This window comes from Xanthomonas boreopolis (assembly GCF_046529185.1).
Classification (GTDB): domain Bacteria; phylum Pseudomonadota; class Gammaproteobacteria; order Xanthomonadales; family Xanthomonadaceae; genus Pseudomonas_S; species Pseudomonas_S boreopolis.
Genome location: NZ_CP097162.1, coordinates 886,604 through 912,677 on the forward strand (window position 1 = coordinate 886,604; position 26,074 = coordinate 912,677).

General features: G+C 71.9%; 18 protein-coding genes and 1 pseudogene. 18 read left to right on the forward strand and 1 reads right to left on the reverse strand.

The genetic code is table 11. From position 1 onward, the window contains the following. The first annotated feature begins 64 nt into the window (after positions 1-64). Entirely contained in the window at positions 65-1,147 is a 1,083-nt protein-coding gene (gene lptF / locus M3M27_RS04040) for an LPS export ABC transporter permease LptF (protein ID WP_434027239.1), read from the forward strand. Then, positions 1,144-2,250, forward strand: a complete 1,107-nt coding sequence (gene lptG / locus M3M27_RS04045) for an LPS export ABC transporter permease LptG (RefSeq protein WP_140719852.1) — start codon at positions 1,144-1,146, stop codon at positions 2,248-2,250. The genes lptF and lptG overlap by 4 nt, the downstream gene beginning before the upstream one ends. Positions 2,251-2,284: 34 nt before the next feature. On the opposite strand, the gene M3M27_RS04050 is transcribed toward lptG, so the two are convergent. Continuing rightward, entirely contained in the window at positions 2,285-2,773 is a 489-nt protein-coding gene (locus M3M27_RS04050) for an RDD family protein (RefSeq protein ID WP_140719850.1), read from the reverse strand. Positions 2,774-2,893: 120 nt separating this feature from the next. Between M3M27_RS04050 and M3M27_RS04055 the strand changes: the two genes are divergently transcribed. The 16 genes and pseudogenes from M3M27_RS04055 to M3M27_RS04130 all read left to right on the forward strand — a co-directional run bounded on the left by M3M27_RS04055 (position 2,894) and on the right by M3M27_RS04130 (position 26,068). After that, positions 2,894-3,970, forward strand: a complete 1,077-nt coding sequence (locus M3M27_RS04055) for a site-specific tyrosine recombinase XerD (RefSeq protein WP_434027240.1) — start codon at positions 2,894-2,896, stop codon at positions 3,968-3,970. Positions 3,971-4,042: 72 nt separating this feature from the next. Next, entirely contained in the window at positions 4,043-4,855 is an 813-nt protein-coding gene (locus M3M27_RS04060) for a DsbC family protein (RefSeq protein WP_140719845.1), read from the forward strand. 230 nt (positions 4,856-5,085) lie between these two features. Further along, entirely contained in the window at positions 5,086-9,036 is a 3,951-nt protein-coding gene (purL, locus tag M3M27_RS04065; protein WP_434027241.1) for a phosphoribosylformylglycinamidine synthase, read from the forward strand. A gap of 467 nt (positions 9,037-9,503) precedes the next feature. Next, positions 9,504-14,876 (forward strand): annotated as a pseudogene (locus M3M27_RS04070) (ESPR-type extended signal peptide-containing protein); the annotation flags it as partial. 148 nt (positions 14,877-15,024) lie between these two features. Further along, on the forward strand, positions 15,025-16,911 hold the full coding sequence (locus M3M27_RS04075) for a S8 family peptidase (RefSeq protein WP_140719992.1): 1,887 nt from the start codon (positions 15,025-15,027) through the stop codon (positions 16,909-16,911). Between the two features lie 130 nt (positions 16,912-17,041). Further along, positions 17,042-18,769 carry a type II secretion system ATPase GspE gene (gspE, locus tag M3M27_RS04080; protein ID WP_434027242.1) on the forward strand — a complete coding sequence of 576 codons (1,728 nt, stop codon included), beginning with the start codon at positions 17,042-17,044 and terminating at the stop codon, positions 18,767-18,769. A gap of 96 nt (positions 18,770-18,865) precedes the next feature. After that, entirely contained in the window at positions 18,866-19,159 is a 294-nt protein-coding gene (locus M3M27_RS04085; RefSeq protein ID WP_434027243.1) for a GIY-YIG nuclease family protein, read from the forward strand. Positions 19,160-19,304: 145 nt separating this feature from the next. Then, entirely contained in the window at positions 19,305-20,519 is a 1,215-nt protein-coding gene (gene xpsF, locus M3M27_RS04090) for a type II secretion system protein XpsF (RefSeq protein ID WP_434027244.1), read from the forward strand. Positions 20,520-20,648: 129 nt separating this feature from the next. Continuing rightward, on the forward strand, positions 20,649-21,083 hold the full coding sequence (gene gspG / locus M3M27_RS04095) for a type II secretion system major pseudopilin GspG (RefSeq protein ID WP_140719831.1): 435 nt from the start codon (positions 20,649-20,651) through the stop codon (positions 21,081-21,083). Between the two features lie 19 nt (positions 21,084-21,102). After that, the gene (gene xpsH, locus M3M27_RS04100; RefSeq protein ID WP_434027245.1) at positions 21,103-21,576 is read left to right on the forward strand and encodes a type II secretion system protein XpsH; all 474 of its coding nucleotides are present in this window, start codon (positions 21,103-21,105) and stop codon (positions 21,574-21,576) included. Beyond that, complete coding sequence (gene xpsI / locus M3M27_RS04105) at positions 21,573-21,974, forward strand: type II secretion system protein XpsI (protein WP_140719827.1); 402 nt, start codon at positions 21,573-21,575, stop codon at positions 21,972-21,974. The genes xpsH and xpsI overlap by 4 nt, the downstream gene beginning before the upstream one ends. A 101-nt stretch (positions 21,975-22,075) precedes the next feature. Next, positions 22,076-22,732: a type II secretion system protein J gene (locus tag M3M27_RS04110; RefSeq protein ID WP_434027246.1), complete on the forward strand. Its 657-nt coding sequence runs from the start codon at positions 22,076-22,078 to the stop codon at positions 22,730-22,732. Continuing rightward, a complete protein-coding gene (locus M3M27_RS04115; protein WP_434027247.1) occupies positions 22,729-23,580 on the forward strand; it encodes a general secretion pathway protein GspK in 852 nt (283 codons plus the stop codon). The genes M3M27_RS04110 and M3M27_RS04115 overlap by 4 nt, the downstream gene beginning before the upstream one ends. Then, complete coding sequence (locus M3M27_RS04120) at positions 23,577-24,701, forward strand: PilN domain-containing protein (protein ID WP_434027248.1); 1,125 nt, start codon at positions 23,577-23,579, stop codon at positions 24,699-24,701. Before M3M27_RS04115 ends, M3M27_RS04120 begins: the two co-directional genes overlap by 4 nt. After that, the gene (gspM, locus tag M3M27_RS04125) at positions 24,685-25,308 is read left to right on the forward strand and encodes a type II secretion system protein GspM (protein WP_140719819.1); all 624 of its coding nucleotides are present in this window, start codon (positions 24,685-24,687) and stop codon (positions 25,306-25,308) included. Before M3M27_RS04120 ends, gspM begins: the two co-directional genes overlap by 17 nt. Continuing rightward, positions 25,298-26,068, forward strand: a complete 771-nt coding sequence (locus M3M27_RS04130; protein ID WP_140719817.1) for a general secretion pathway protein GspN — start codon at positions 25,298-25,300, stop codon at positions 26,066-26,068. The genes gspM and M3M27_RS04130 overlap by 11 nt, the downstream gene beginning before the upstream one ends. The last annotated feature ends 6 nt before the right edge of the window (positions 26,069-26,074 follow it).

A 26,074-nucleotide genomic window follows, 5' to 3' on the forward strand; every position in this document is an offset into this window, starting at 1 on the left:
CGCCGGGCGTGGCAGGCTGCCCGGTACCGCGAACGAATCAGAGAGTTTAAATCAACCCCACCCCATGCCGAAGCTCGATCGATACCTGCTGAGCGATTTCACCCAGAGCTTCCTGGCCACCCTGATCGTCCTGCTGGTGGTCAGCGTCGGCGGCGTGCTGGTGGACATCCTGGGCAAGATCGCCGACGGCGGCATCCCGGCGCGGCTGCTGCTGTCCCAGCTCGGCCTGCAGTTCGTGAGCTACCTGCCGCTGATCCTGCCGCTGGCGCTGATGCTGGGCCTGCTGCTGGCGCTGGCGAGGCTGTACCGGGACTCGGAAATGGCGGTGCTGACCTCGATCGGCGTCGGCCCGCGCCGGCTGCTGCGGCCGATCCTGATGCTGGTGCTGCCGCTGGTGCTGGTCACCGGCCTCTGCTCGCTCTGGCTGGGGCCATGGGCCAGCGCCACCTCGGCCAGGATGATCGAGGACGCCAACCGCAGCGTGGTGATCGCCGGGCTGGAGCCGGGCCAGTTCACGTCGTTGTCGGGCGGGGGCGTGGTCTACCTGAATACGGTATCCCAGGACGGCAAGCAGCTCGGCAAGGTGTTCATGCAGCGCGAGAAGGACGGCCGCCTGGACGTGGTCACCGCCGAGCGCGGCGAGGTCTACCTGGAGGGCCGCAACCACCGCTTCCTGCGCCTGCACGACGGCTACCGGGTCGAGGGGCCGGCCGGCGAGGCCGGGCTGGACTACCGGTTGATACGGTTCGCGGTCAGCGAATCGGCCCTGCCCGACAGCGCCGGCAGCCAGGACGCGAACGATCCCGAGATCATGTCCACCCCGCGCCTGGTCGCCGACCCGCGGCCGGAAGCCAAGGCCCAGCTGCACCTGCGCATCGCGCCGCCGCTGCTGGCGCTGGCGTTCGCCCTGATGACCCTGCCGCTGTCGCGCAGCGCCCCGCGGCAGCAGCGCTACGGGCGGATGATGCTGGCGTTCCTCGGCTACGTGGTCGGCAGCAACCTGTCCACGATCGGCGCGCGCTGGATCGCCGACGGGCGCATTCCCGCCGGGGCCGGCCTGTGGTGGCTCACGTTGCCGCTGCTGGCGCTGGCGATCTGGCTGTATGCCCGTGATGGCCGGCTGGGCCGCCCGCGGAGCGCCGCATGAAGCTGCTGCCGCGCATCCACGATATCTACGTCGGCCGCGCCGTGCTGACCACGGTGCTGCTCACCTGGGCGGTGCTGGTGGGCCTGTTCGTGATGATGGGCGTGTCCGACCAGTTCAAGGACATCGGCAAGGGCAGCTACACCTTCGCCCATGCCGTCGCCTACGTCGCCTATGGCGTGCCGCGCAACGCCTACAACCTGTTCCCCACCGCGGCGGTGATCGGCGCGTTGATGGGCCTGGGGCAGATGGCGGCGACCTCGGAACTGACCGCGCTGCGCGCGCTGGGCCTGTCGCGGCGCCGGCTCGGGTTGTCGGTGGCGGCGACCATCGCGATCCTGACCGCCGCGATGGTGGTCAACGGCGAGACGCTGGCGCCGTGGGCGCAGAACCAGGCCGACGTGCTCAAGGCCAATGCCAAGTACAACACCAACATGGCCACGGCGCGCTATTCCGGGCTGTGGGCGCGCGAGGGCGACACCTTCCTCAATGCCCAGGGCGGCGAGGAGAAGCTGGGCGAATCCGGCGGCACTTCGCTGCAGTTGCACGACGTGAGGCTGTACCAGGTCGGCGACGACGGGCGGCTGGAGACGCTGACCTATGCCGTCAGCGCCGAGCACGTGTCCTCCGGCTGGGTGCTGCACGGCGTGCGCCGGGATACCTTCGAGCCCCGTTCGGTCAAGCGCGAGACGTTCGAGCGGCTGCCGTGGAACTCGCGCCTGGACCCGGCGGCGCTGGCGGCGGGCCTGTCGCGGCCGCGCAACCTGTCCGTGCGCGAGCTGCACGACAGCATCGAGTACCGCCAGCGCAACGGTCTGGATGCGCGCGATTACGAGGACCAGTACTGGAGCCGCTGGTTCTATCCGGCCAACGTGCTGGCACTGTGCCTGGCGGCGGTGCCGTTCGCGTTCGGCTCGCTGCGCAGCGGCGGCATGGGCAAGCGGCTGTTCCTGGGCGTGCTGTTCGCGCTGGGCTTCTGGCTGCTGCAGCTGTTCTTCGGGCGCATGGCGGGCGCGTTGAAACTCGACTACCGCATCGCCTACGCGCTGTCGCCGGTGATGATGCTGCTGATTTCCGGCTGGCTGTTCCGGCGGCGCAGCAGTTGACCCGGGGGCCTGCAGGGCCCTGCCTCGTGCGGACCTAGGGGCGCTTCTGCCTGGGCCTGCGGACCAGCCTGGTCCCGCTCGCGCGGTCGTGCCAGGCCAGCCGTTCCCGGTCCAGCCAGGCCCACCAGAACCCCAGTCCGCCGGCGAGCAGCGACAGCGTGCCGACCAAGTAGCGCAGCCACAGCGCCTTCCAGGCCACCGGACCCGCGCGCTTCCCGTCGACCAGGTGCAACCGCCATGGCCGCATGCCGAGCGTCTGCCCGCCGCGGCGCCAGCTGATCGTCGCGTACAGGCCCGTGACCAGCCAGCAGCTTGCCCACAGCAGCCAGCTCAGCAGCGAGAACGGCGCGATGTTCTGGTGCGGATCGTGGTGGCCGAGGAAGGTGTAGCCGAGCGTGAACGGCACCGCGACCAGCATCCACAACGCGACGACCGGCCACGCGTCGTAGGCCAATGCGAGCAGGCGCCAGCCGACCAGGCTGCGGGGGCGTTCGGGGAGATCGGGCGATGAGGTGGTCTGCATGCGGTGCGCAGCATACCGGCAGCTCGCGCCCGCGCGTGCGGCGCCGCGGGAGCGCGGGTCGCCGCGGCGGGTCGCGCATCCCGCGATTGCCAAGCGCACGGCCCGCTCTAAGCTGTGCGCATGACCGCATCGACCCCGGCCGAGCGCCGCCAGTTCGCCTCGCAGTTGCCCGAATTGCGCGATGAGGACGCGCGCGCGATCCAGCGCTTCCTGGACGCCATCTGGGCCGAGCAGGGGCTGGCCCGGCAGACCCTGGACAGCTACCGGCGCGACCTGGAGGGCTTCGCGCGCTGGGCGAGCTGGCGCGCTTGCGAGCCACTGGCTCGCGCGCCGGCGAGCGCCCGGCCAGGGATGGCCGGGCCGGCGTGTCCGCAAGCCGAGGAGGTCGCGCCAGGGACGGCCTCGGGAACGGGCGTGCTGGCCGGCGCCGATCGCGCCCTGCTGTCGGCCTACCTGGCTTGGCGCTTCGAGCAACGTTATTCGCCCAAGAGCAATGCGCGCCTGCTGTCCTCGCTGCGCGCGTTCTTCGGCCGGCAGCTGCTGCACGGGGAGCGCGGCGACGATCCGACCGCGCTGCTGGAACCGCCCAAGCTGCCGCGTTCGCTGCCCAAGCCCCTCACCGAGAGCCAGGTCGACGCGCTGCTGGCGGCGCCGGACATCGCCACGCCCCTGGGCCTGCGCGACCGGGCCATGCTGGAACTGATGTACGCCGCCGGCTTGCGCGTGAGCGAGCTGGTCGAACTGCCGGCAGGCGCGGTCAACCTGCGGCAGGGGGCGCTGCGGGTCACCGGCAAGGGCAGCAAGGACCGGTTGGTGCCGCTGGGCGAGGAATCCCAGCACTGGCTGCAGCGCTACCTGGACGGCGCGCGGCCGGCGCTGGCGGCGGGCAGGCCGGTGCCGCCAATGGACAACAAGCAGGTGCCGCTGTTCATCGACGCCGCGCGGCACGCGTTGACCCGGCAGGCGTTCTGGGCGCTGGTGAAACGCTATGCCGCGGCCGCCGGCATCGACCCGGCCAAGATCAGCCCGCACGGGCTGCGGCACAGCTTCGCCACCCACCTGCTCAATCGCGGCGCCGACCTGCGCGCGCTGCAGATGCTGCTCGGCCACAGCTCGCTGTCGACCACCCAGATCTACACGCTGGTGGCGCGCGAGCACCTGCAGAACCTGCATCGCCGTCACCACCCGCGCGGATAGGGCCGGCGCCCGGGGCCGCGCTTCATCGTCGCTGTGCGAGAATCGGCGCAACCGTCGCTTCCGGATGCACGAATGCTTCGTTTCGCCATCGCCGCACTGCTGGGTGCCCTGAGCCTGTCCGCCTGCGCCCAGTCCTCGGCGCCTGCCCCGGCCCCCGCCAAGGGGACCGCCACCGCCAAACCGGCCGCCGCCCCGGTCGCCCCGGCTGGTCCGGCCGACCAGAAGGTGCGCGCCGCGCTGACCACGCTGGACCCGGATTTCAAGCCCGATTACATCGGTGCCGCGCCGTTCCCTGGGTTCCGCGAGGTGGTGGTGGGCGGCCAGGTGCTGTACGTGTCCGACGACGGCCGCTACCTGATGCAGGCGCAGCCGTTCGACATCCAGAACAAGCAGTTCGCCGCCAGCGAAGGCCTGCTCGCCTATCGCCGCAAGCAGCTGGAGGCCATCCCGAAGGCCGACCGCATCGTGTTCGCGCCGCCGAACCCGAAGTACACGATCAGCGTCTTCACCGACATCGAGTGCGGCTACTGCCGCAAGCTGCACAGCGAGATCGCCGAGCTCAACAAGCAGGGCATCGCGGTGGAGTACCTGGCATTCCCGCGCATGGGCCTGGGCAGCCAGGACTACAAGGACATGGTCTCGGTCTGGTGCGCGGCCGACCGCAAGCAGGCGCTGACCGCCGCCAAGCAGGGCCAGCCGGTCTCGGCGCGCAGCTGCAAGAACCCGGTGACGATGGAATACGACCTGGGCCAGCGCCTGGGCGTGAACGGCACCCCGGCGATCTTCGCCCCGGACGGCACCCAGCTGGGCGGCTACCTGCCGCCGGCGCAGCTGCGCGCGGCGCTGGACAAGCGAGCGGCGGCGAGCGCGGGCGGCGGCCGCTGATCCGTGCTTTTCCCTTCTCCCGCGGGAGAAGGGGCTCGAAGGGCGGTGCGGGTACGGCCGAAGCCTCGCGTAGCTTGGACGTGGCCCAGGGGCTCCGCCCCCGGGCCCCCACACCCCAACCCCGCTCCCGGAGGGAGAGGGGTTTCGAAGCTTCGGGGAGAGGGGCTCAAGGCGAGGGGCGTGGCTGACTCCGGTACAATAGCCGGCCCGTTACCTCCACGGTTTCCCGGATGATCGTCCTCGAGGGCGCAACCGCCCTGTCGCCGTTCCGTCTCGCCCGGCTCGAATCCCGCCTGCAGTCCGTCGTTCCCGACCTGCGCATCGCCGGCGCCTGGCACGTCTACTTCATCGATCCCGAGCCCGGCCGGACGCCCGGGCTGGACACGCTGCGCCGCATCCTGCAGGCGGAAGGCGAGCCGGTCGTTCCCGCGGATGCGGCGCAGTCGCGCTTCGTGGTGCCGCGGCTGGGCACGCTGTCGCCCTGGTCGAGCAAGGCCACCGAGCTGGTGCGCGGCGCCGGCCAGCCGATCAAGCGCGTCGAACGCGGCATGCGCGTCGACCTGCTGGGCTGGCCCGCCGATGCGGCCGAGCAGGCTGCGCTCGGCAAGTTGCTGCACGATCCGATGACCCAGTCGCTGCTGGACAGCGCGGACGCGGCGCAGGCGCTGTTCACCGCGCTGCCGCGCGGCACGGTGGAGCGCATCCCGCTGGCGGAGCTGGAGCGGGCCAACGCCCGCCTCGGCCTGGCGCTGGCGGCCGACGAGATCGAGTACCTGCGCGCGCGCTACGCCGAGCTGGGGCGCGATCCGTCCGACGTCGAGCTGATGATGTTCGCGCAGGCCAATTCCGAGCACTGCCGGCACAAGATCTTCAACGCCAGCTGGACCATCGACGGCAAGGACCAGGACCGGTCCCTGTTCCGGATGATCAAGCACACCCACCAGCAGACCCCGCAGCACACGCTCAGCGCCTACAGCGACAACGCGGCGGTGATCGAGGGCCATCCGGCGGCGCGCTACCGCCCCGATCCGAAGACCGGCCGCTATCGCAGCGAGGCGGTGGTGCCGAGCGCGTTCCAGATCAAGGTCGAGACCCACAACCACCCGACCGCGATCGCGCCGTTCCCGGGCGCATCCACCGGCGCGGGCGGCGAGATCCGCGACGAGGGCGCGACCGGCCGCGGCGGCAAGCCCAAGGCCGGCCTGACCGGGTTCAGCGTCTCGCACCTGCGCATCCCGACCCTGCCGCAGCCCTGGGAGGCGCCGCGCGCGCTGAACCCGCGCATGGCGTCGGCGCTGGACATCATGCTCGACGGCCCGCTCGGCGGCGCCGCATTCAACAACGAGTTCGGCCGGCCGAACCTGCTCGGCTACTTCCGCAGCTTCGAGCTGGCCGAGGACGGCATCGCCCGCGCCTACGACAAGCCGATCATGCTGGCCGGCGGCCTGGGCGCGATCGATCGCGTGCAGGTGGACAAGATCAAGCTGCAGCCGGGCGACGCGGTGATCGTGCTCGGCGGCCCGGCGATGCTGATCGGCCTGGGCGGCGGCGCGGCCAGCTCGGTGGCCTCCGGCGAGAGCACCGAGGACCTGGACTTCGCCAGCGTGCAGCGCGACAACCCGGAAATGGAGCGGCGCTGCCAGGAAGTCATCGACCGCTGCGTGGCGCTGGGCGCGGACAACCCGATCCACTTCTTCCACGACGTGGGCGCCGGCGGCCTGTCCAACGCGATCCCCGAGCTGCTGCACGACTCCGGCGTGGGCGGCGTGATCGACCTGGCCAGGGTGCCGACCGACGACCCGTCGCTGTCGCCGCTGGAACTGTGGTGCAACGAATCGCAGGAGCGCTACGTGCTCGGCGTGCCGGCCGACCGGCTCGAGGAGTTCGCGGCGATCTGCGCGCGCGAGCGCTGCCCGTTCGCCGCGGTCGGCGTGGCCACGGCCGAGGAGCGGCTGGTGGTGGGGTATGGGGCGACGGTCGAATCCGTCTACGGCAACGGCCCCGCGTCCGGCACACCCGGCCCGGCGAAGCTCGCCGGGCGTCCGGATGAGCCGCGCGGCAATGCTCACCCCATCGACCTGCCCATGGACGTGCTCTTCGGCAAGCCGCCGAAGATGCACCGCGATACCGCGCATCCGCCGGCGCCGCGTTGGCCTGCGCTGGATACGTCCGGGCTCGACCTGCACCAGGCCGGCCTGAGGGTGCTGGCGCACCCGACCGTCGCCGCCAAGAGCTTCCTGGTGACCATCGGCGACCGCAGCGTCGGCGGCCTGACCGCGCGCGAACAGATGATCGGCCCGTGGCAGCTGCCGCTGGCCGATTGCGCGATCACCCTGGCCGGCTTCGACACCTTCGCCGGCGAGGCGATGGCGATCGGCGAGCGCACGCCCCTGGCGCTGCTGAACTCGGCCGCCGCCGCGCGCATGGCGGTGGGCGAGGCGATCACCAACCTGTGCGCCGCCCCGGTCGAGGCGCTGGACACGGTCAAGCTGTCGGCCAACTGGATGGCCGCGGCCAGCCATCCCGGCGAGGATGCGCTGCTGTTCGACGCGGTCAAGGCGGTGGGCATGGAACTGTGCCCGGCGCTGGACGTGAGCATCCCGGTCGGCAAGGATTCGCTGTCGATGCAGGCGCAATGGCAGGCCGATGGCGTCGCGCACAAGTCGGTCTCGCCGGTTTCGCTGGTGATCTCGGCCTTCGCCCCGGTCGCCGACGCGCGCCGCCAGCTGGTGCCGCTGCTGGATCGCGAGGAAGACAGCGAGCTGTGGCTGATCGGCCTGGGCGGCGGCAAGCAGCGCCTGGGCGGCTCGGTGCTGGCGCAGGTGCATGCCGGCGACGAGGCGCTGCCGGCGTTCGGCGGCGACGTGCCGGACCTGGACGATCCGCAGCGCCTGCGCGCGTTCTTCGAGCTGATCCGCGACGCGCGCGAGGCCGGCCTGTTGCTGGCCTACCACGACCGCAGCGACGGCGGCGCCTTCGCGGCGATGTGCGAGATGGCGTTCGCGTCCCGGCGCGGCCTGGACATCGTGCTGGACGGCTGGGGCGACGACGCCTTCCGCAGCCTATTCAACGAGGAACTCGGCGCGATCGTGCAGATCGCCGCCGAGGACCGCGCCGCGTTCGCCGACCTGGTCGAGCGCCATGCCCTGACCGAATGCGCGCAGCGCATCGCTCGTCCGGTGGCCGCCCCGCGCATCCGCGTCGGCGCCGAGGGCAAGACCCTGGCCGAGTGGAGCTGGCAAGAACTGTTCGACGCCTGGTGGTCGGTGACGCATGCGATGCAGAAGCTGCGCGACAACCCGGAGAGCGCCGACGAGGAGCGCGAGGTCGCGCGCGACTTCAACGCGCCCGGGCTGAAGCCGAAGCTGGCCTTCGACCCGGCCGAGGACGTCGCGGCGCCGTACATCGCCACCGGCGTGCGGCCGAAGGTCGCGATCCTGCGCGAGCAGGGCGTCAACAGCCACATCGAGATGGCCAACGCCTTCGAGCGTGCCGGTTTCGACAGTTTCGACGTGCACATGAGCGACCTGATCGCAGGCCGCGTGGACCTGCGCGACTTCCGCGGCCTGGCCGCGTGCGGCGGCTTCAGCTACGGCGACGTGCTCGGGGCCGGGCGCGGCTGGGCGACCTCGATCCTGGAGCGCCCGGCGCTGCGCGATGCGTTCGCCGGGTTCTTCGCGCGCGCCGACACGTTCTCGCTGGGCGTGTGCAACGGCTGCCAGATGCTGAGCCAGCTCAAGGACATCATCCCGGGCGCGGAGCACTGGCCGCGCTTCCTGCGCAACCGCAGCGAGCAGTTCGAGGCGCGCACCTCGCTGCTGGAAGTGGTGGAGTCGCCGTCGATCTTCCTGCGCGGCATGGCCGGTTCGCGGATCCCGGTGGCGGTGGCGCACGGCGAGGGCCGCGCCGAGTTCGACAACGCCGTCGACCAGGCCGCCGCGCGCGTGGCGCTGCGGTTCGTCGATGGCGAGGGCAACGTCGCCACCCGCTATCCGCTCAACCCGAACGGTTCGCCCGACGGCATCACCGGCCTGACCACGGACGATGGCCGCGCCACGATCCTGATGCCGCACCCGGAACGCACCCCGCGCAGCATCAACCTGAGCTGGTCGCCGGCCGGCTGGGGCGAGGATTCGCCCTGGTTGCGGATCTTCCGCAACGCGCGGGTCTGGTGCGGCTGATCGTCCCGGATCGCCGTTCCATCCGCCACGAAAGCCCGCCGTCCCGGCGGGCTTTTTTTGTGCGCCGCATGGCAGGAATGGGCTGTTCGTGTCTTAGGTGATTGTTTTGATTGAAATTACCGGGAAGTTGCCGTTTTTGCATAAATCGTTGATTTTTCTCGTTTTTATTGAGAAATCCGTCAAAAACTTGACGCGACTTTTTGCCGCTGTTAACACTGGGACCACGCCGCACGGTTTGCTTCTGTTCATTTTTTGACGGAGTTCGCAAAAGACGTCCAGCTTTGGCAAAGACAAGCGAACGGGCCGTGCCGCCGGACAACCTCAGGGGGATCGCATGGCTGGAAGTTGCCGTGCGGTGGTGAGTTTTTCACCAAAAAAACCAGCCTATTCGAAGGAGCAAGACGTCGATGAATCGGATTTATCGCAAGGTCTGGAACGCATCGCTGGGTCTGTGGACCGTGGCCTCGGAACTGGCCAGCGGCGACAGCAGGGGACAGGTGGCACAAGGGGGGACGACGCGCCGCGGTCGCCTGGTACTGCCCGCGGCGGTGGCCGCGGTGCTCGCCACGGGGACGCCCGGCGCGGCCATGGCGCAATCGGTCGAAGTCGGCGGCAACCAGAACTGCGTCGTGCTCGGCGGCAGCATCATCGACAGCTGCGTGGTGGACGGTAGCGCCAACGCCTCCGGCAAGAACGCGGTGGCCATCGGTGCCGGCAGCCAGGCCACCGGCGAGCACAGCGTCGCCACCGGTACCGGCGCGGTCGCCAGCGGGGCCGCGGCGGCGGCCGTGGGCGCGCTGAGCCAGGCATCCGGCACCGAATCCACCGCGCACGGCTACTACAGCACCGCCTCGGGCGAACTCAGCACCGCGATCGGCGCGGAGAGCATCGCCGCCGGCACCAGCGCGGCGGCATTCGGCTTCGGCGCGCAGGCGGGCGCGAACTACGCCACCGCGCTGGGCGGCTATGCCAGCGCGGGCGGCTTCAACAGCACCGCGGTAGGCAACTTCAGCACCGCATCCGGCTCGGGCGCGGTCGCGCTGGGCGGCGACGCGGCCGCCTCCGGGGACTACAGCACCGCGTCGGGCCAGGGCAGCATCGCCAGCGGCTACAACAGCGTCGCGGTCGGCGGTGCGCTGGCCGGCTTCCTGCCGACCGAGGCTTCCGGCGACTACTCCACCGCGGTGGGCGGTGCGGCCTGGGCACCGGGCGCCAACAGCACGGCAGTCGGCAACTACAGCACCGCGTATGCCGACGACACCGTCGCGCTGGGCGCCGATGCCACCGCCGAAGCGGCCGGGAGCGTCGCGCTGGGGCAGGGTTCCCATGCCGATCGCGCGAACACGGTCTCGGTCGGTGCGGCGGGTGCGGAGCGCCAGGTCACCAACGTGGCGGCCGGCACGGAAGCGACCGATGCGGTGAACGTGGCGCAGTTGGACGAAGTGGCGGCGGTGGCGCAGGCCACCGACAAATACTTCAAGGCCAGCGGCAGCGCCGACAGCGATGCCGGTGCCTATGTGGAAGGCGACAACGCGACCGCGGCGGGCGAGGCGAGCAACGCGATCGGTGCGGGCGCGTCGGCCTACGGCAGCGGGGCGAACGCACTGGCCGGCGGCGCCACCGCGGTCGGCCTGGATGCGCTGGCCAGCGGCGCCAACGCCGCGGCGCTGGGCAGCAACGCGCAGGCGCTGGGCGAGAACAGCAGTGCGATCGGCAATGGCGCCGTCGCCACCGAGGTCGGCGCGACCGCGACCGGCGCCGGTGCGCAGGCGGCTTCGACCTACACCACCGCGCTCGGCAACGAGGCCACGGCCAGCGACAACCAGGCCACGGCGGTGGGCTTCCGCAGCGCAGCCTCGGGGATCGGTTCGACCTCGCTGGGCGGCTACAGCGAAGCGACCGGCTACCTGTCCTCGGCGCTGGGTTACGGTGCGGTGGCATCGAGCGACTACGCCACTGCGGTCGGCGTCGCGGCCACGGCCGGCGGCGCGAGCAGCGTGGCGGTGGGCGAGTTCAGCGAGGCCACGGGCGACGAGAGCGTGGTGGTCGGCGGTTCCGCGCTCGGGCTGATCTCGGCACGCGCCAGCGGCATCGGCGCGGCGGCGGTGGGCGCGGGCGCCTGGGCGACCGGCGACTACACCACGGCGATCGGCTGGAATTCCTATGCCAGCGGCGCCAATGCCACGGCGCTGGGCGAAAGCGCCTTCGCGCTGCAGCAGGATGCGACCGCGCTGGGCAGCAACAGCCGCGCCTCGGCCGCGAACGCGGTCGCGCTCGGCGCCAACTCGGTGGCGAGCCGTGCCGACACGGTGTCGGTTGGCGCAGCCGGTGCGGAACGGCAAATCACCAACGTCGCGGCGGGCACGGAAGCGACCGATGCGGTGAACGTGGCGCAGTTGGACGAAGTGGCGGCGGTGGCGCAGACCACCGATAAGTACTTCAAGGCCAGCGGCAGTGCCGGCAGCGACGCCGGGGCCTACGTCGAGGGCGACGACGCGACTGCGGCCGGCGAGGCGAGCAACGCGATCGGCATCGGCGCGTCCGCGCTCGGCAGCGGCGCCAATGCGCTGGCCGACGGCGCCACTGCGGTCGGCTACAACGCGCTGGCATCGGGACAGAACAGCGCCGCGTTCGGCCAGAACGCCCAGGCCACCGGGCCGGCCGCGGTCGCGGTCGGCGGCAATGCGGTCGACGAGAATGGCGATCCGCTGATCACCAACGGCGGCGTGCCGGTGGAGACCGGCGCGACCAGCGCGGGCATCGGCGGCACCGCGGTCGGCGCGAGCGCGGATGCGTCGGGCTTCGCCGCGTCGGCCTACGGCGTCGGCGCATATGCGTCCGGGGCGCAAGCCTCGGCGTTCGGCGCGGTCGCCAATGCGATCGGCGATTTCAGCACCGCGGTGGGCACGCAAAGCACCGCGACCGGCACCAGCAGCGTCGCGCTGGGCGGGCCGGTCGACCTGATCCCGGGCTTGGGCCTGTACGTGTCCACCCAGGCCAGCGGCGAAGCGTCGGCCGCGCTCGGTGCCGGTGCGATCGCTTCCGGCGACTACAGCACCGCGACCGGCACGCTGACCGAGGCGTCCGGCCTGGAAGCGACCGCGCTGGGCTACTTCGCCTACGCGCCGGGGGCGGGCGCCAGCGCCTTGGGCGCCGAGTCCTGGGCCAGCGGCGAGATGAGCACGGCGGTGGGCTTCTACAGCACCGCGCGTGGGGCCAACTCGGTCGCGCTCGGCGCCAATTCGGTGGCCGATCGCGCGAACACGGTCTCGGTCGGTGCAGCGGGTGCGGAGCGCCAGGTCACCAACGTGGCGGCCGGCACGGAAGCGACCGACGCGGTGAACGTGGCGCAGTTGGACGAAGTGGCGGCGGTGGCGCAGGCCACCGACAAATACTTCAAGGCCAGCGGCAGCGCCGACAGCGATGCCGGTGCCTATGTGGAAGGCGACAACGCGACCGCGGCGGGCGAGGCGAGCAACGCGATCGGTGCGGGCGCGTCGGCCTACGGCAGCGGGGCGAACGCACTGGCCGACGGCGCCACCGCGGTCGGCCTGGATGCGCTGGCCAGCGGCGCCAACGCCGCGGCGCTGGGCAGCAACGCGCAGGCGCTGGGCGAGAACAGCAGTGCGATCGGCAGTGGCGCCGTCGCCACCGAGGTCGGCGCGACCGCGACCGGCGCCGGTGCACAGGCGGCTTCGACCTACACCACCGCGCTCGGCAACGAGGCCACGGCCAGCGACAACCAGGCCACGGCGGTGGGCTTCCGCAGCGCGGCCTCGGGGATCGGTTCGACCTCGCTGGGCGGCTACAGCGAAGCGACCGGCTACCTGTCCTCGGCGCTGGGTTACGGTGCGGTGGCATCGAGCGACTACGCCACCGCGGTCGGCGTGGCGGCGACCGCAGGCGGCGCCAGCAGCGTGGCGGTGGGCGAGTTCAGCGAGGCCACGGGCGACGAGAGCGTGGTGGTCGGCGGTTCCGCGCTCGGATTGGTCTCGGCACGCGCCAGCGGCATCGGCGCGGCGGCGGTGGGCGCGGGCGCCTGGGCGACCGGCGACTACACCACGGCGATCGGCTGGAATTCCTATGCCAGCGGCGCCGATGCCACCGCGCTGGGCGCCAACGCCAGCGCGGCCGCGGCCAATTCGGTCGCGCTGGGTACCGGTTCGCGCGCGACGGTGGCGGATACGGTATCGGTCGGCAGCGGCGACGGTGCCGGCGGCCCGGCCACGCGCCGGGTCACCAACGTCGGCGACGCGGTGGACGCCAGCGATGCGGTCACCAAGCGCCAGCTCGATGCGGTCGCCACGACCGCGCAGGCCACCAGCAACGGCTTCCAGGCCAATGGCGCCGACGTCGCCGTCGCCAGCGGCACCGACAGCACCGCCGCGGGTGCCGGCGCCGTGGCCAGCGCCGCGCGCAGCACCGCGGTCGGCGCCGACAGCACCGCGTCCGGCATCGGCGGCAGCGCATTCGGCGTCGGCAGTACCGCGGTCGGCAACAACGGTACCGCGATCGGCCGGCAGACCAGCGTGCTCGGCGAGAACGGCGCGGCCGTGGGCTACAACGCGTTCGTCAACCGCGGCGGCAAGAACGGCGTGGCGCTCGGCGCGAATGCCGGTGCCAGCGGCGCCGATTCGGTCGCGCTGGGTTCCGGCGCGCGCACCTACGAAGCCAACGTGGTATCGGTGGGCAACGGGACCGGCAACGGCGGCCCGGCCACGCGCCGCATCGTCAACGTGGGCGCCGGCAACCTCGCGGCCGGCAGCACCGATGCGATCAACGGCGGGCAGCTGTTCCAGTCGCTCGGCAACGTCGCCAGCTTCCTCGGCGGCGGCGCTGCGCTGGGCGCACAGGGCGTGTTCGTCGCGCCGACCTACGTGATCCAGGGCGCGAGCTACAACAACGTGGGCGCCGCGCTGATCGCGCTGGACCGCAAGGTCAGCGAACTGGATACGCGCACCGCGTCGGGCAGCGGCGCACCGGCACCATCGCTGCGCGCGCGGATCGCGTCGGTGGAGGCACCGGTCGAGACCGCGCAGGTGGCCAGCGTGCAGGCCACGGCGGATGCCGCATCGCCGTCGACTGGCAGTAGTGCCGCCACGTCCACCGCCCTGGGTACGGCCGCGCAGGCCAACGACGCGACCGGCACCGCGATCGGCGGCAACGCCTACGCGCACGGGCCCAACGACACCGCGATCGGCAGCAATGCGCGCGTCAACGCCGACGGCAGTACCGCGGTGGGCGCCAATGCCGGCATCGCGGCGGCGGCGACCAATGCGGTGGCGGTGGGCGAGAGCGCCAGCGTGAGCGCGGCCTCCGGGACCGCGCTCGGGCAGGGCGCGTCGGTGACCGCGCAGGGGGCGGTGGCGCTGGGCCAGGGCTCGGTCGCCGACCGCGCCAACACGGTCTCGGTCGGCAGCGCCGGCAACGAGCGCCAGATCGCCAACGTCGCCGCCGGGACGCGCTCCACCGACGCGGTCAACAAGGCGCAGCTGGACAGCGGCATCGCCAGCGCCAACAGCTACACCGACAGCCGCTTCGCCGCGATGGCCGACACCTTCGAGAGCTACAAGGGCGAGATCGACGATCGCTTCCGTCGCCAGGACCGCCGCATCGATCGCCAGGGCGCGATGAACGCGGCGATGCTGAACATGGCGACGAGCGCGGCGGGCATCCGCACCGACAACCGGGTCGGCGTCGGCGTGGGCTTCCAGAGCGGCGAGTCGGCGCTGTCGGTCGGCTACCAGCGTGCGCTCAGCGAACGCGCCACGATCACCCTGGGCGGTGCGTTCAGCGGCGACGACAAGTCGGTAGGCGTCGGCGCCGGTTTCGGCTGGTGAGACACCGGGCGGCCACGCTGTGGCCGCCCGCCTCGTAGTGGCCTGTGAGGACAGGCGGCAATCCCGGCGGGGCCGGCCGGGAGGCGCATGGAAGTGAATGGCCTGGAAAACGACGACGGATCCACGAAAAACACGAGAGGACTTCAACGTGATCGACAAGCACAAGCCCCGTCCCAACGCTCTTGCCTGCGCGCTGCTGGCCGCGGCGCTGGGCGCCTCCGGCGCGCACGCCGCCGAACCGAAGCTGCTGGTCAAGGAACCCGCCAAGGCGGCGCCCGCCGGCGCCGAGGCCGCCAGCCGCATCGTGGTCCGCTACCGCGATGGCAGTTCCGCCGCCGCCAGCGCGGCGAACAAGCTTTCGGTGGTGCAATCGGCGGTGACCCGCGCCGGCGTCAAGGCCACCGCGGCCGGCCGCGCGGCCGCGGTGGCGCCGAAGGCCAGCTACGTGCGCCGGCTCGGCGTCGGCGCCGACCTGCTCAAGCTGTCGGGCAAGCTCGATCGCGCGCAACTGGACAAGCTGGTGGCCGAGCTGGCCGCCGATCCGGCGGTCGAATACGCGGTGGTCGACGCCAAGCTGCAGCGCGCGGACATCCGCCCGGCCACCGACGCGACGGCGCAGTTGGTGCCGAACGACCCGTACTACGCCAACTACCAGTGGCACTACAGCAGCCCGACCGGCGGCATCAACGCGCCCGCGGCCTGGGACGTCTCGCAGGGCGAGGGCGTGGTGGTGGCGGTGCTCGACACCGGCATCCTCTACGACCATCCGGATTTCGCCGGCACCACCATCCTGGAAGGCTACGACTTCATCTCCGACGCGGCGACCTCGCGCCGCCCGACCGACGCGCGCGTGCCCGGCGCGCTCGACTACGGCGACTGGGTCGAGAACGACAACGAGTGCTACGACGGCTCGGTGGCCGAGGACAGTTCCTGGCACGGCACGCACGTGGCCGGCACCGTCGCCGAGACCACCAACAACGGCGTCGGCATGGCCGGCGTGGCGCACAAGGCCACGGTGCTGCCGGTACGCGTGCTCGGCAAGTGCGGCGGCTACCTGTCCGATATCACCGACGCGATCACCTGGGCCTCGGGCGGCCACGTCGACGGCGTGCCGGACAACCCGACCCCGGCCGAGGTGATCAACATGAGCCTCGGCGGCGGCAGCCCGTGCGACACGCTGTACCAGACCGCGATCAACGGCGCGGTCTCGCGCGGCACCACCGTGGTGGTCGCGGCCGGCAACGACGCCAGCAACGCCTCCAACTTCCGCCCGGCCAGCTGCGACAACGTGATCGCGGTCGGCGCCACTCGCATCACCGGCGGCATCGCCTACTACTCCAACTACGGCGCCAAGGTGGACCTGGCCGCGCCGGGCGGCGGCGGCAGCGTGGACGGCAATCCGGGCGGCTACGTCTGGCAGGCGGGCTACAGTGGCGCGACCACGCCGACTTCCGGCAGCTACACCTACATGGGCATGGGCGGCACCTCGATGGCCTCGCCGCACGTGGCCGCGACGGTGGCGCTGGTGCAGAGCGCGGTGGTCGCCGCCGGCGGCGCGCCGCTCACGCCGGCCGCGATGGAGACGCTGCTGAAGCAGACGGCGCGGCCGTTCCCGGTGGCGATCCCCAGCAGCACGCCGATCGGCACCGGCATCGTCGATGCCAAGGCCGCCCTGGACAAGGCCCTGGAAGCGCCGTGCGATCCCGGCACGGAGAACTGCGGCCCCTCGGCCACGCCGCTGACCAACAAGGTCGCGATCGGCGGGCTGGCCGGCGCGGCCGGCAGCGAGGCGCTGTACAGCTTCAAGGCCGACGCCGGCAAGGTGCTGAGCATCCAGACCTACGGCGGCACCGGCAACGTCTCGCTGTACGTCAAGTTCGAGGCCGAGCCCAGCGCCAGCAGCTATGACGCCAAGTCCGCGCGAGGCGGCAACAGCGAGACCGTGCGCGTCAACAAGCCGCAGGCCGGCACCTACTACATCAAGGTGGTGGGCGAGGCGGCCTATTCGGGGGTGAGCATCGTCGCGCGCCAGTGACGCATTCATCGTCCGCGGAAAACCCCGGCCCGTGCCGGGGTTTTCCGTTTCTTGACGGTGCTCACCGCGCCGGGCGCGCGGGCCGCCGCGCCGAACTGCTAAAGTCCGCGCTTCACCGTGGGAGAGATGTGTGAACGCGCTTGCGGCGGGACGGATCGAAGAAGGTGGCGCCGAGTCGCGCGTGATCGAGCGGCTGTTGAAACGGCGCAAGCTCAAGGAGGGCGACCTGGCGCGCGCGCGCCAGCTGCAGGCCGAGTCGGACCTGGGCCTGCTCGCGCTGCTGGGCCGGTTGGGCCTGGTGTCCGAACGCGACCATGCCGAAGCCTGCGCCGAGGTGCTGGACCTGCCCCTGTTGGACGCACGGCAGCTGCCCGACACCCCGCCGGAGTCGCTGCCCGAGATCCAGGCGCTGTCGCCGCGCTTCCTGAAGCAGTTCCACGTCTGCCCGCTCGGCGAGCAGGGCGGCAGCATCGAGCTGTGGAGCGCCGATCCCTACGACGGCTACGCGACCGAGGCGGTGCGGCTGGCGACCGGATGCCAGGTGCGCCTGCGCGTGGGCCTGCGCTCGGAGATCGACGACGCGATCGAGCGCTGGTTCGGCCAGGGCCGCAGCGCGATGGGCGCGATCGTCGAGACCGCCGACGGCGATGCCGGCAACACCGACGACATCGAGACGCTGCGCGACCTCGCTTCGGAAGCGCCGGTGATCCGCCTGGTGAACCTGGTGATCCAGCGCGCGGTCGAGCTGCGCGCCTCGGACATCCACGTCGAGCCGTTCGAGAACCGGCTGAAGGTGCGCTACCGCGTCGACGGCGTGCTGGTCGAGGGCGAGAGCCCGCCGGCCAAGCTGACCGCGGCGGTGATCAGCCGCATCAAGATCATGGCCCGGCTCAACATCGCCGAGCGGCGCCTGCCGCAGGACGGGCGCATCCAGCTGCGCGTGCAGGGCAAGGAGCTGGACCTGCGCGTGAGCACGGTGCCGACCGCGCACGGCGAGAGCGTGGTGATGCGCCTGCTCGACCGCGAGACGGTGGTGTTCGACTTCCACCGGCTCGGCTTCACCGACGAGTTCCTGCCGCAGTTCCGCAAGGTGCTGGAGCTGCCGCACGGCATCCTGCTGGTGACCGGCCCGACCGGCTCGGGCAAGACCACCACGCTGTACACCGCGCTGAGCCAGCTCAACACCTCCGACGTGAAGATCATCACCGTGGAGGACCCGGTCGAGTACCAGATCGAGGGCATCAACCAGATCCAGGCCAAGCCGCAGATCGGCCTGGACTTCGCCAACGCGCTGCGCTCGATCGTGCGCCAGGACCCGGACATCATCATGATCGGCGAGATGCGCGACCTGGAGACCGCGCGCATCGCGATCCAATCGGCACTGACCGGCCACCTGGTGCTGTCCACGCTGCACACCAACAACGCCGCCGGCGGCATCACCCGCCTGCTGGACATGGGCGTTGAGGACTACCTGCTGACTTCCACCGTCAACGGCATCCTCGCCCAGCGCCTGGTGCGCCGGCTGGAGCCGTCGCACGCGGAGAGGTACCCGGCCTCGCCGGAGGAGATCGAGAAGTTCGGCCTGCGCCGGCTGCAGCCGCAGGGCGAGATCTTCCTGTACCGCCCGCGGCCGTCGGCCGCGGCGCCGACCGGCTACCTGGGCCGCACCACCATCGTCGAGTTCCTGGTGATGAACGACGAGCTGCGCCGCGCGGTGATGCGCCGCGCCGGCATGGGCGAGATCGAGCAGCTCGCGCGCGCCGCCGGCATGCGCACGATGTTCGAGGACGGCCTGGCCAAGGCGTTGCGCGGGGAGACCACGATCGAGGAAGTGCTGCGGGTGACGGAGGAGGGGTGAGGATGCGGTTGCTTCCCGATGTCCGCTGTGGAAGTCGCTGGAGCCCTGCGCAGGCGGGTACCCTGCGACCCGGAATTCCGCAAGGGAGTGCGATCCATGGAGAAACAACCGGCGACCTACATCCTCGCCAGTGGACGCAACGGCACCCTGTATGTGGGCGTCACGTCGAATCTGGTTGCCAGGATCTGGCAACACAAGCAGCATTCGGTGGAGGGATTCACGCGGCACCACAGCGTGGACATTCTCGTCTGGTACGAGCTTCAACCGACGATGGAGGCCGCCATCGTGCAGGAGAAACGACTCAAACGGTGGAACCGCGCATGGAAAGTTCGGTTGATCGAAGAGCGCAATCCCTACTGGCGCGGCCTGTGGCCGGAGATCGCGGGCTGACAGGTCGACGCGATACTTCTGTCGTCGTCCCCGCGCAGGCGGGGACCCAGCGTCTTTCGCCGGACCGAAAAGGCAAAAGCCCGAAGTCACTGGGTCCCCGCCGGCGCGGGGACGACGGTCGATAAACATCCTTTCATCACGACCCATGCCCCTCTATCGCTACAAAGCCCTCGACACCCAGGGCGAAATGCTCGAAGGCCAGATGGAAGCGGCCAGCGATGCCGAGGTCGCCGCGCGGCTGCAGGAGCAGGGACACCTGCCGGTGGAGGCGCGCCTGGCCGAAGGGGCCCCGGGTACGGCCTGGTCGTCGCTGTTCCGGCGCAAGGGCTTCGACGGGCCGGCGCTGGTGCAGTTCACCCAGCAGCTGGCGACCTTGCTCGGGGCCGGGCAGCCGCTCGACCGCGCCCTGTCGATCCTGATGGACTTGCCGGAGGACGAGCGCAGCAAGCGCGTCATCGCCGCGATCCGCGACACCGTGCGCGGCGGCGCGCCGCTGTCGTCGGCGCTGGAGCGGCAGCACGGCGTGTTCTCGCGCCTGTACGTGAACATGGTGCGTGCCGGCGAGGCCGGCGGCAGCCTGCAGGAAACGCTGCAGCGGCTGGCCGACTACATGGAGCGCAGCCGCGAGCTGAAGGGACGGGTGATCAATGCGCTGATCTATCCGGCGATCCTGCTGGCCGTGGTCGGCTGCGCGCTGCTGTTCCTGCTCGGCTACGTGGTGCCGCAGTTCGCGCAGATGTACGAGAGCCTGGACGTGGCGCTGCCGTGGTTCACCCAGGCGGTGCTGTCGGTCGGCCTGTTCGTCCGCGACTGGTGGTTCGTGCTGGTCGCGGTGCCGGCGCTGGCCCTGGTCTGGCTGGAACGGCGCCGTCGCGACCCGCAGTTCAGGCTGGCGCTCGATGGCTGGCTGCTGCAGCGCAAGCTGGTCGGGACCCTGGTGTCGAAGCTGGAGACCGCACGCCTGGCGCGCACGCTCGGCACGCTGTTGCGCAACGGCGTGCCGTTGCTGGCCGGGCTGGGCATCGCCCGCAACGTGCTGTCCAACATGGCACTGGTCGAGGACGTCGGCGCGGCGGCCGAGGAGGTCAAGAACGGCCGTGGCCTGTCGGGCGCGCTGGCGCGCGGCGGGCGCTTCCCGCGGCTGGCCCTGCAGATGATCCAGGTCGGCGAGGAGTCCGGCGCGCTCGACGGCATGCTGCTCAAGACCGCCGATACCTTCGAGCAGGAAACCGCGCAGGCGATCGACCGGCTGCTGTCGGCCCTGGTGCCGGCGCTGACGCTGGTGCTGGCCTCGGTCGTCGGCGTGGTGATCGTGTCGGTGCTGGTGCCGCTGTACGACCTGACCAACGCCATCGGGTGAGCACGCATGCCGCCTCGCCCCATCCCATCGTGGAGCCCCGCCCGCCGCAGGGCCCGGCATGAAAATCCCCCTCGCGGCCGAGCCCGCACGATCGTCCCGCAAGCCCGCAACAGAAAACAGGAATCCGCAATGGCAAACCGACGTTCCCTGACTTCCTCGCCCTCCGCCGCGCGCCAGGCCGGCATGAGCCTGCTCGAGATCATCATCGTGATCGTGCTGATCGGCGCGGTGCTCACGCTGGTCGGCAGCCGCGTGCTCGGCGGTGCCGACCGCGGCAAGGCCAACCTGGCCAAGTCGCAGATCCAGACGCTCGCAGGCAAGGTCGAGAACTACCAGCTCGATACCGGCAAGCTGCCGAGCAAGCTGGAAGACCTGGTCACCCAGCCGGCGGGCTCCAGCGGTTGGCTCGGCCCGTACGCCAAGCCTGCCGAGCTCAACGACCCGTGGGGCCATGCGATCGAGTACCGGGTGCCGGGCGAGGGCCAGGCCTTCGACCTGATCAGCCTGGGCAAGGACGGCCGCCCGGGCGGCAGCAGCTACGACGCGGACATCAGGAACGAATAACGCCGCGATCCCGCCTGCCATGCGCCTGCCCGCCCCGCCGCGTGCCGCCCGCGGCGTGACCTTGCTGGAAATGCTGCTGGTCATCGCGCTGATCGCGGTGGCCGGGCTGCTGGCCGCAGGCGCGGTGACCGGCGGCCTGGACGGCATGCGCCTGCGCTCGGCCGGCAAGCAGATCGCCGCGCAGTTGCGCTTCACGCGCACGCAGGCCCTGGCGAGCGGACAGCCGCAGCGCTTCAGCCTCGATCCGGTGGCGCGGCGCTGGCAGGCGCCTTCCGGCCACCAGGGCGAGATCCCGCCGGGGCTGGAGATCCGCTTCACCGGCGCACGCCAGGTCCAGCGGCACGCGCGGGAAGGCGCCATCGTGTTCTTCCCCGAAGGCGGCGCCACCGGCGGGCGCATCGAGCTGCAGGCACGCAAGGCGACCTGGCGCATCGACGTGTCGTGGGTGACCGGCGAGGTCGTCGCGGGGCCGCTGCGGGGAACGGACGAATGAAGCGCCAGCGCGGCTACTCGCTGATCGAGGTGATCGTCGCGTTCGCGCTGCTGGCGGGCGCGCTGACGTTGCTGCTGGGCACGCTGTCCGGTGCGGCGCGGCAAGTGCGCGACGGCGAGGTGCACAGCCGCGCCGCGCTGTACGCGCAATCGCTGCTGGCCGCGCAGGGCGTGGAGGCGCCGCTGCAGCCGGGCCGGTTGGCGGGCGACCTGGAGGGCGGCAGGTTCCACTGGACGCTGGACGTGCAGCCGTTCGTCGATCCGCGCGCGCGCGGGGGGGTGTTGCAGCCTTCCGGCCCGTCGCTGTTGCAGCTGGACCTGCAGCTCCGCTGGGGCGACGCGCCCTCGCAACAACTGCATTGGCGCACGCTGCGCCTGGCCTCGCCGGTGTCGCCGTGACGCGCGGGGCATGCCGTTCCGCTTCGCCTTTTGCCCGCGAGCGGGGTCGTGGCGGCGGGCCGTCGAAGAGCGCCCTCCGCTCCCGCGGGAGCGGCGTATCCATGGAACGGCGAACCCTTCGCCGCAACGGCGGCGCCCGTGCCGCCGGCTTCACCCTGCTCGAAGTGCTGCTCGCCACCGCGCTGCTGGCCGGCGGACTGGCGCTGGCGTTCGCGACGCTGCGCTCGGCCGGCGCCGTGGGCCAGCGGGGCGAGGCGATCGCCAGGCAAAGCGAGCGGATCCGCGCGGTGGAAGGCTTCCTGCGCCAGCGCCTGGCCAGTGCGTTGCCGGTGATGATGGAGCGCGAGCGCGAAACCGGGCAGGCGGTGCTGTTCGTCGGCGAGCCGCAGAGCATGCGCTTCGTGGCCGACGTGCCCGACTACCTCGGGCGCGGCGGTCCTTATCGGCACGCGCTGAAGGTGGAGGGACAGGCGCCGGCGCAGCGGCTGCAGCTGGAACTGGCCATGGTGCAGGCCGGCAAGGTGGTCGAGGAGGCGCCGGTGCCGCCGGAGCAACTCGCCGATGCGCTGGAGGAGGTGCGTTTCGGTTACCGCGGCATCGACCCGGAGAACGGCAAACTCGGGGACTGGCAGGATCGCTGGCAATGGCACGACCGCTTGCCGGTGCTGGTACGCATCGACATCCGCTCCGCGCAGGGCAGGTGGCCGACGCTGCTGGTCGCCTTGCCGCAGGCGGGCAATGCGGGGGCGCGGCCGTGAGGCCCGTACGCGGCGCGGCGCTGGTGCTGGTGCTGTGGTTGATCGTGCTGCTGTCGGCGATGGTCGGCGCGTTCGCGCTGACCGCGCGCGTGGAGGCGATGCAGGCCGGCGTGTTGCGCGGTTCCGGGCAGGCGCGGGAGATCGCGCGCGCGGGCCTCGAGTACGGCTTGTCGCGGGTGCAGTCCGGCGACCCGGCCACGCGCTGGCAGGCCGATGGCCGCCGCTATCGCTGGTCGTGGGACGGCGCGCAGGTGGACATCCGCATCGTCGACGAGGCCGGCAAGGTCGATCTCAACGTGGCCGATCCGGCGCTGCTGGCCGGCCTGCTGCGCGCGCTCGGGGCCGAACGCGGCCAGGACCAGCGCTTGGCCGGCGCGATCGCCGACTGGCGCGACGTCGACGACCTGAGCCAGCCGGGCGGCGGCGCCGAGGACGGCGACTATGCCGCGGCGGGGCTGCCCTACGGCGCCAAGGACGCGCCGTTCGAGAGCCTGGGCGAGCTGCGGCTGATCCTCGGGATGACCCCGGAGCTGTATCGCCGGCTGTTGCCGAACGTCACCCTGTTCAGCGCGCGCTCGCAGCCGGATCCGCGCTTCGCGCCGGCACCGGTGCTGACCGCGATGGGCCTGGATGCGGCCGCGATCCTGGCGCGGCGCGACGCGCCCGCCGGCACCGCGCCGGTCGAGGCGACCGCAGGCGGGAGCGGTACCTATAGTATTGAGAGCCGGGCACGCTGGGGGGAGGGCCGCGAGGCGGTCCTGCATGCGGTGGTGCGTACCGGCGCCTCGCCGCTGCCCGGTGCGGCCTATACCGTGTTGCGATGGGAAGAAGGAGCGGCGGTGCAATGAGCGCGTGGCGCGACAGTCTGGAACGCATCGGCGTGCAAGCCATGCCCGGCGCCGCCGGTTTCTGGCGGTGGTGGACGCGTTCCCTGCTGGCCTGGGTGCCGGCGCGCTGGCGGCAGCCGCTGGGGCTGGAGCAGGCGCGCCTGCTGCTGGCGGTCCACGGCGACACGCTGCAGGTCTCGCGCGAGCGCGGCGGGACGATCGAACCGGTCGCCGCGCTGCCGTGGCCGGTGGCGCCGCCGGACCTGGATGCGGTGCTCAAGGCGCCGCTGGACACCTTGCCGCGCTGCTGGCTGCTGGCGCCGGAACAGGTCCTGCGCCGCCGGCTGCGGCTGCCGGCCGCGGCAGCTGCGCGCCTGCACGACGTGGCGCGCTTCGAGATCGACCGGCAGACGCCGTTCTCGGCCGAGCAGGTGTACTTCGACGTGCGCGCGTCCGGGCCCGTCGAGCAGTCGTTCGTCGATGCCGAGCTGCTGGTGGTGCCGCGCCGCGCGCTCGACGGCGAACACGGCGTCCCCGAGGCCTGGCGCGCCGCGCTGGCCGGGATCGACGTCGCCGGTGCGGCGGGGCAGCCGCTGCACGCCAACCTGTTGCCGGCCGCGCAGCGGCGCGTGCGCCACGATCCGATGCGGCGCTGGAACCGCCTGCTGGCGTTGGCCGGCGTGGTGCTGGTCGCGACCGCCGGCTGGCTGCTGCTGGACAACCGGCGGGCCGCGATCGATGCGCTGCAGGCCGACGTGCAGGCGCGCGCCGAGCGCGCGCGCGTGGTGGCCGGCGAACGCCAGCAATTGGCCGACCTGGTCGACGGCGCGGCGTTCTTCGAGCGCGAACGCACCCGCCGCCCGGCCGCGATCGAAGTCTGGAACGAACTCACCCGCCGCCTGCCCGAGGGCACCTACCTGGAAAAATTCTCGATGGAAGGCTCGCAGCTGCAGCTGATCGGGCTGAGCAACGAGGCCTCCTCGCTGGTGCGCCGCCTGGAAGGCTCGCCGCTGTGGCACACGCCGTCGCTGACCGGTGTGCTGCAGAGCGATACCGGCGGCGTGGACCGCTTCACCATCACCGCCGAACTGGCCGGCGGCGAAGCGAAGGAGAAGGAGGCGGCCGATGGCGCCGCGCGTTGATCGCGACCGCTGGCTGGCGCTGGGGCTGCTGCTGGCGGTGCTGGCGCTGGCCTACCTGCTGCTGGTCCACCCGTGGTTCACCCGGCCGTTGCTGGCGATGCAGGAGGAACTGCAAGGCCTGAGCGAGCGCGACCAGCGCGTGCGCGCGCAGATCGCGCAGGCGCCGCAGGTGAGCGAGCGCCTGCGCCAGGCGCGGGCGCTGCTGGAGGCCAAGCCCAGCTTCCTCACCGAGGCCTCGGCCGAACTCGCCTCGGCGGGCCTGGTGCAGCGCCTGGAGCGCGCGGTCGCCGAGGCCAGCCCGGGCAACCGAAGCTGCGCGATCAGCAACCGCTCGCCGCTGCCGGCCGACGGCAAGGGCCGCTTCACCCGGGTCGCGGTGCAGGTGCGGCTGCGCTGCGGCACGCCGGAGCTGGCGGCGGTGCTGTACGCGCTGGAAAGCGGCACCCCGCGGTTGTTCGTCGACAATCTCAACGTGATGGCGCAGCGCTACCAGCTCTCGCCCAACGAAAGCGGCAACGGCCTGGACGTGGCGTTCGAGCTGGCCGGCTACCTGCGCCCGTCCCTGGCCGTCGCGCCGCCGCCCGCGGAGGCCGCCGATGCGCGTTGAGACGATGGGCCTGCGCACCTGGCTGCTGGCGGCGTTCGCCGGCTGGGCGGCGCTGGTGTGCGTGCTGGCCTTCGCCGGCCTGGGCGGGCGCCTGGCGCTGCAGCCGGATGCCGCGCTGGCGTCGCCGCCCTTGCCGGCGCTGCCTGCGACCGGCGGCGAACGACTGGGACCGGCCGATCGCTATGCGGATATCGCCGCGCGGCCCGTGTTCGCGCAGGACCGCCTGCCGCATCCGTTCTACCTGAGCGGCGGCAACGGCGAAGGCGCCGCCAACACCGGCCTGCGCCTGACCGGCGTGCTGATCACGCCGCAGCTGCGGATGGCGACGTTGAACACCGAACAAGGCCAGTCGCTGCGCCTGCGCCTGCAGGGCGAGGCGGTGAACGGCTGGCGCCTGCTCGAACTGGAACCGCGCAAGGCCACCGTCGAAGGTCCCGGCGGCCCCCGCACGCTGGAACTGCAGGTGTTCAACGGCCAGGGCGGGCAACCGGTCAGCGCCACGCCGGGACACGGCCCGGTGGTCGCGAACGGCAACGCCCCGCCGGCGCCGGTCCTGCCCGCCGTCGCGCCCGCGCCTGCACCGGCCGCGGCCATGGCGCCCGCGCAACCGCCCGTGGCGCCGCCGCCGGCCGCCGCATCCACCCCCGATCCTGGCACCGCAGCGCCGCCGGCGCCTTCCGACGCGCAGCTGCAGGCCATCCGCGAACGCATCGAAGCCCGTCGCCGTCAGTTGCGCGAACGCCAGCAGACCGGCCAGTAACCGTAG

Bases quoted from the DNA above. Each gene is read 5' to 3' on its own strand.
- gspM (WP_140719819.1), top strand. From the start codon at position 24,685: ATGGCGCCGCGCGTTGATCGCGACCGCTGGCTGGCGCTGGGGCTGCTG.
- xpsF (WP_434027244.1), top strand. From the start codon at position 19,305: ATGCCCCTCTATCGCTACAAAGCCCTCGACACCCAGGGCGAAATGCTC.
- M3M27_RS04110 (WP_434027246.1), top strand. From the start codon at position 22,076: ATGGAACGGCGAACCCTTCGCCGCAACGGCGGCGCCCGTGCCGCCGGC.
- purL (WP_434027241.1), top strand. From the start codon at position 5,086: ATGATCGTCCTCGAGGGCGCAACCGCCCTGTCGCCGTTCCGTCTCGCC.
- M3M27_RS04085 (WP_434027243.1), top strand. From the start codon at position 18,866: ATGGAGAAACAACCGGCGACCTACATCCTCGCCAGTGGACGCAACGGC.
- xpsH (WP_434027245.1), top strand. From the start codon at position 21,103: ATGCGCCTGCCCGCCCCGCCGCGTGCCGCCCGCGGCGTGACCTTGCTG.
- M3M27_RS04130 (WP_140719817.1), top strand. From the start codon at position 25,298: ATGCGCGTTGAGACGATGGGCCTGCGCACCTGGCTGCTGGCGGCGTTC.
- M3M27_RS04120 (WP_434027248.1), top strand. From the start codon at position 23,577: ATGAGCGCGTGGCGCGACAGTCTGGAACGCATCGGCGTGCAAGCCATG.
- M3M27_RS04055 (WP_434027240.1), top strand. From the start codon at position 2,894: ATGACCGCATCGACCCCGGCCGAGCGCCGCCAGTTCGCCTCGCAGTTG.
- M3M27_RS04050 (WP_140719850.1), bottom strand. From the start codon at position 2,773: ATGCAGACCACCTCATCGCCCGATCTCCCCGAACGCCCCCGCAGCCTG.
- xpsI (WP_140719827.1), top strand. From the start codon at position 21,573: ATGAAGCGCCAGCGCGGCTACTCGCTGATCGAGGTGATCGTCGCGTTC.
- M3M27_RS04060 (WP_140719845.1), top strand. From the start codon at position 4,043: ATGCTTCGTTTCGCCATCGCCGCACTGCTGGGTGCCCTGAGCCTGTCC.
- lptG (WP_140719852.1), top strand. From the start codon at position 1,144: ATGAAGCTGCTGCCGCGCATCCACGATATCTACGTCGGCCGCGCCGTG.
- lptF (WP_434027239.1), top strand. From the start codon at position 65: ATGCCGAAGCTCGATCGATACCTGCTGAGCGATTTCACCCAGAGCTTC.
- gspG (WP_140719831.1), top strand. From the start codon at position 20,649: ATGGCAAACCGACGTTCCCTGACTTCCTCGCCCTCCGCCGCGCGCCAG.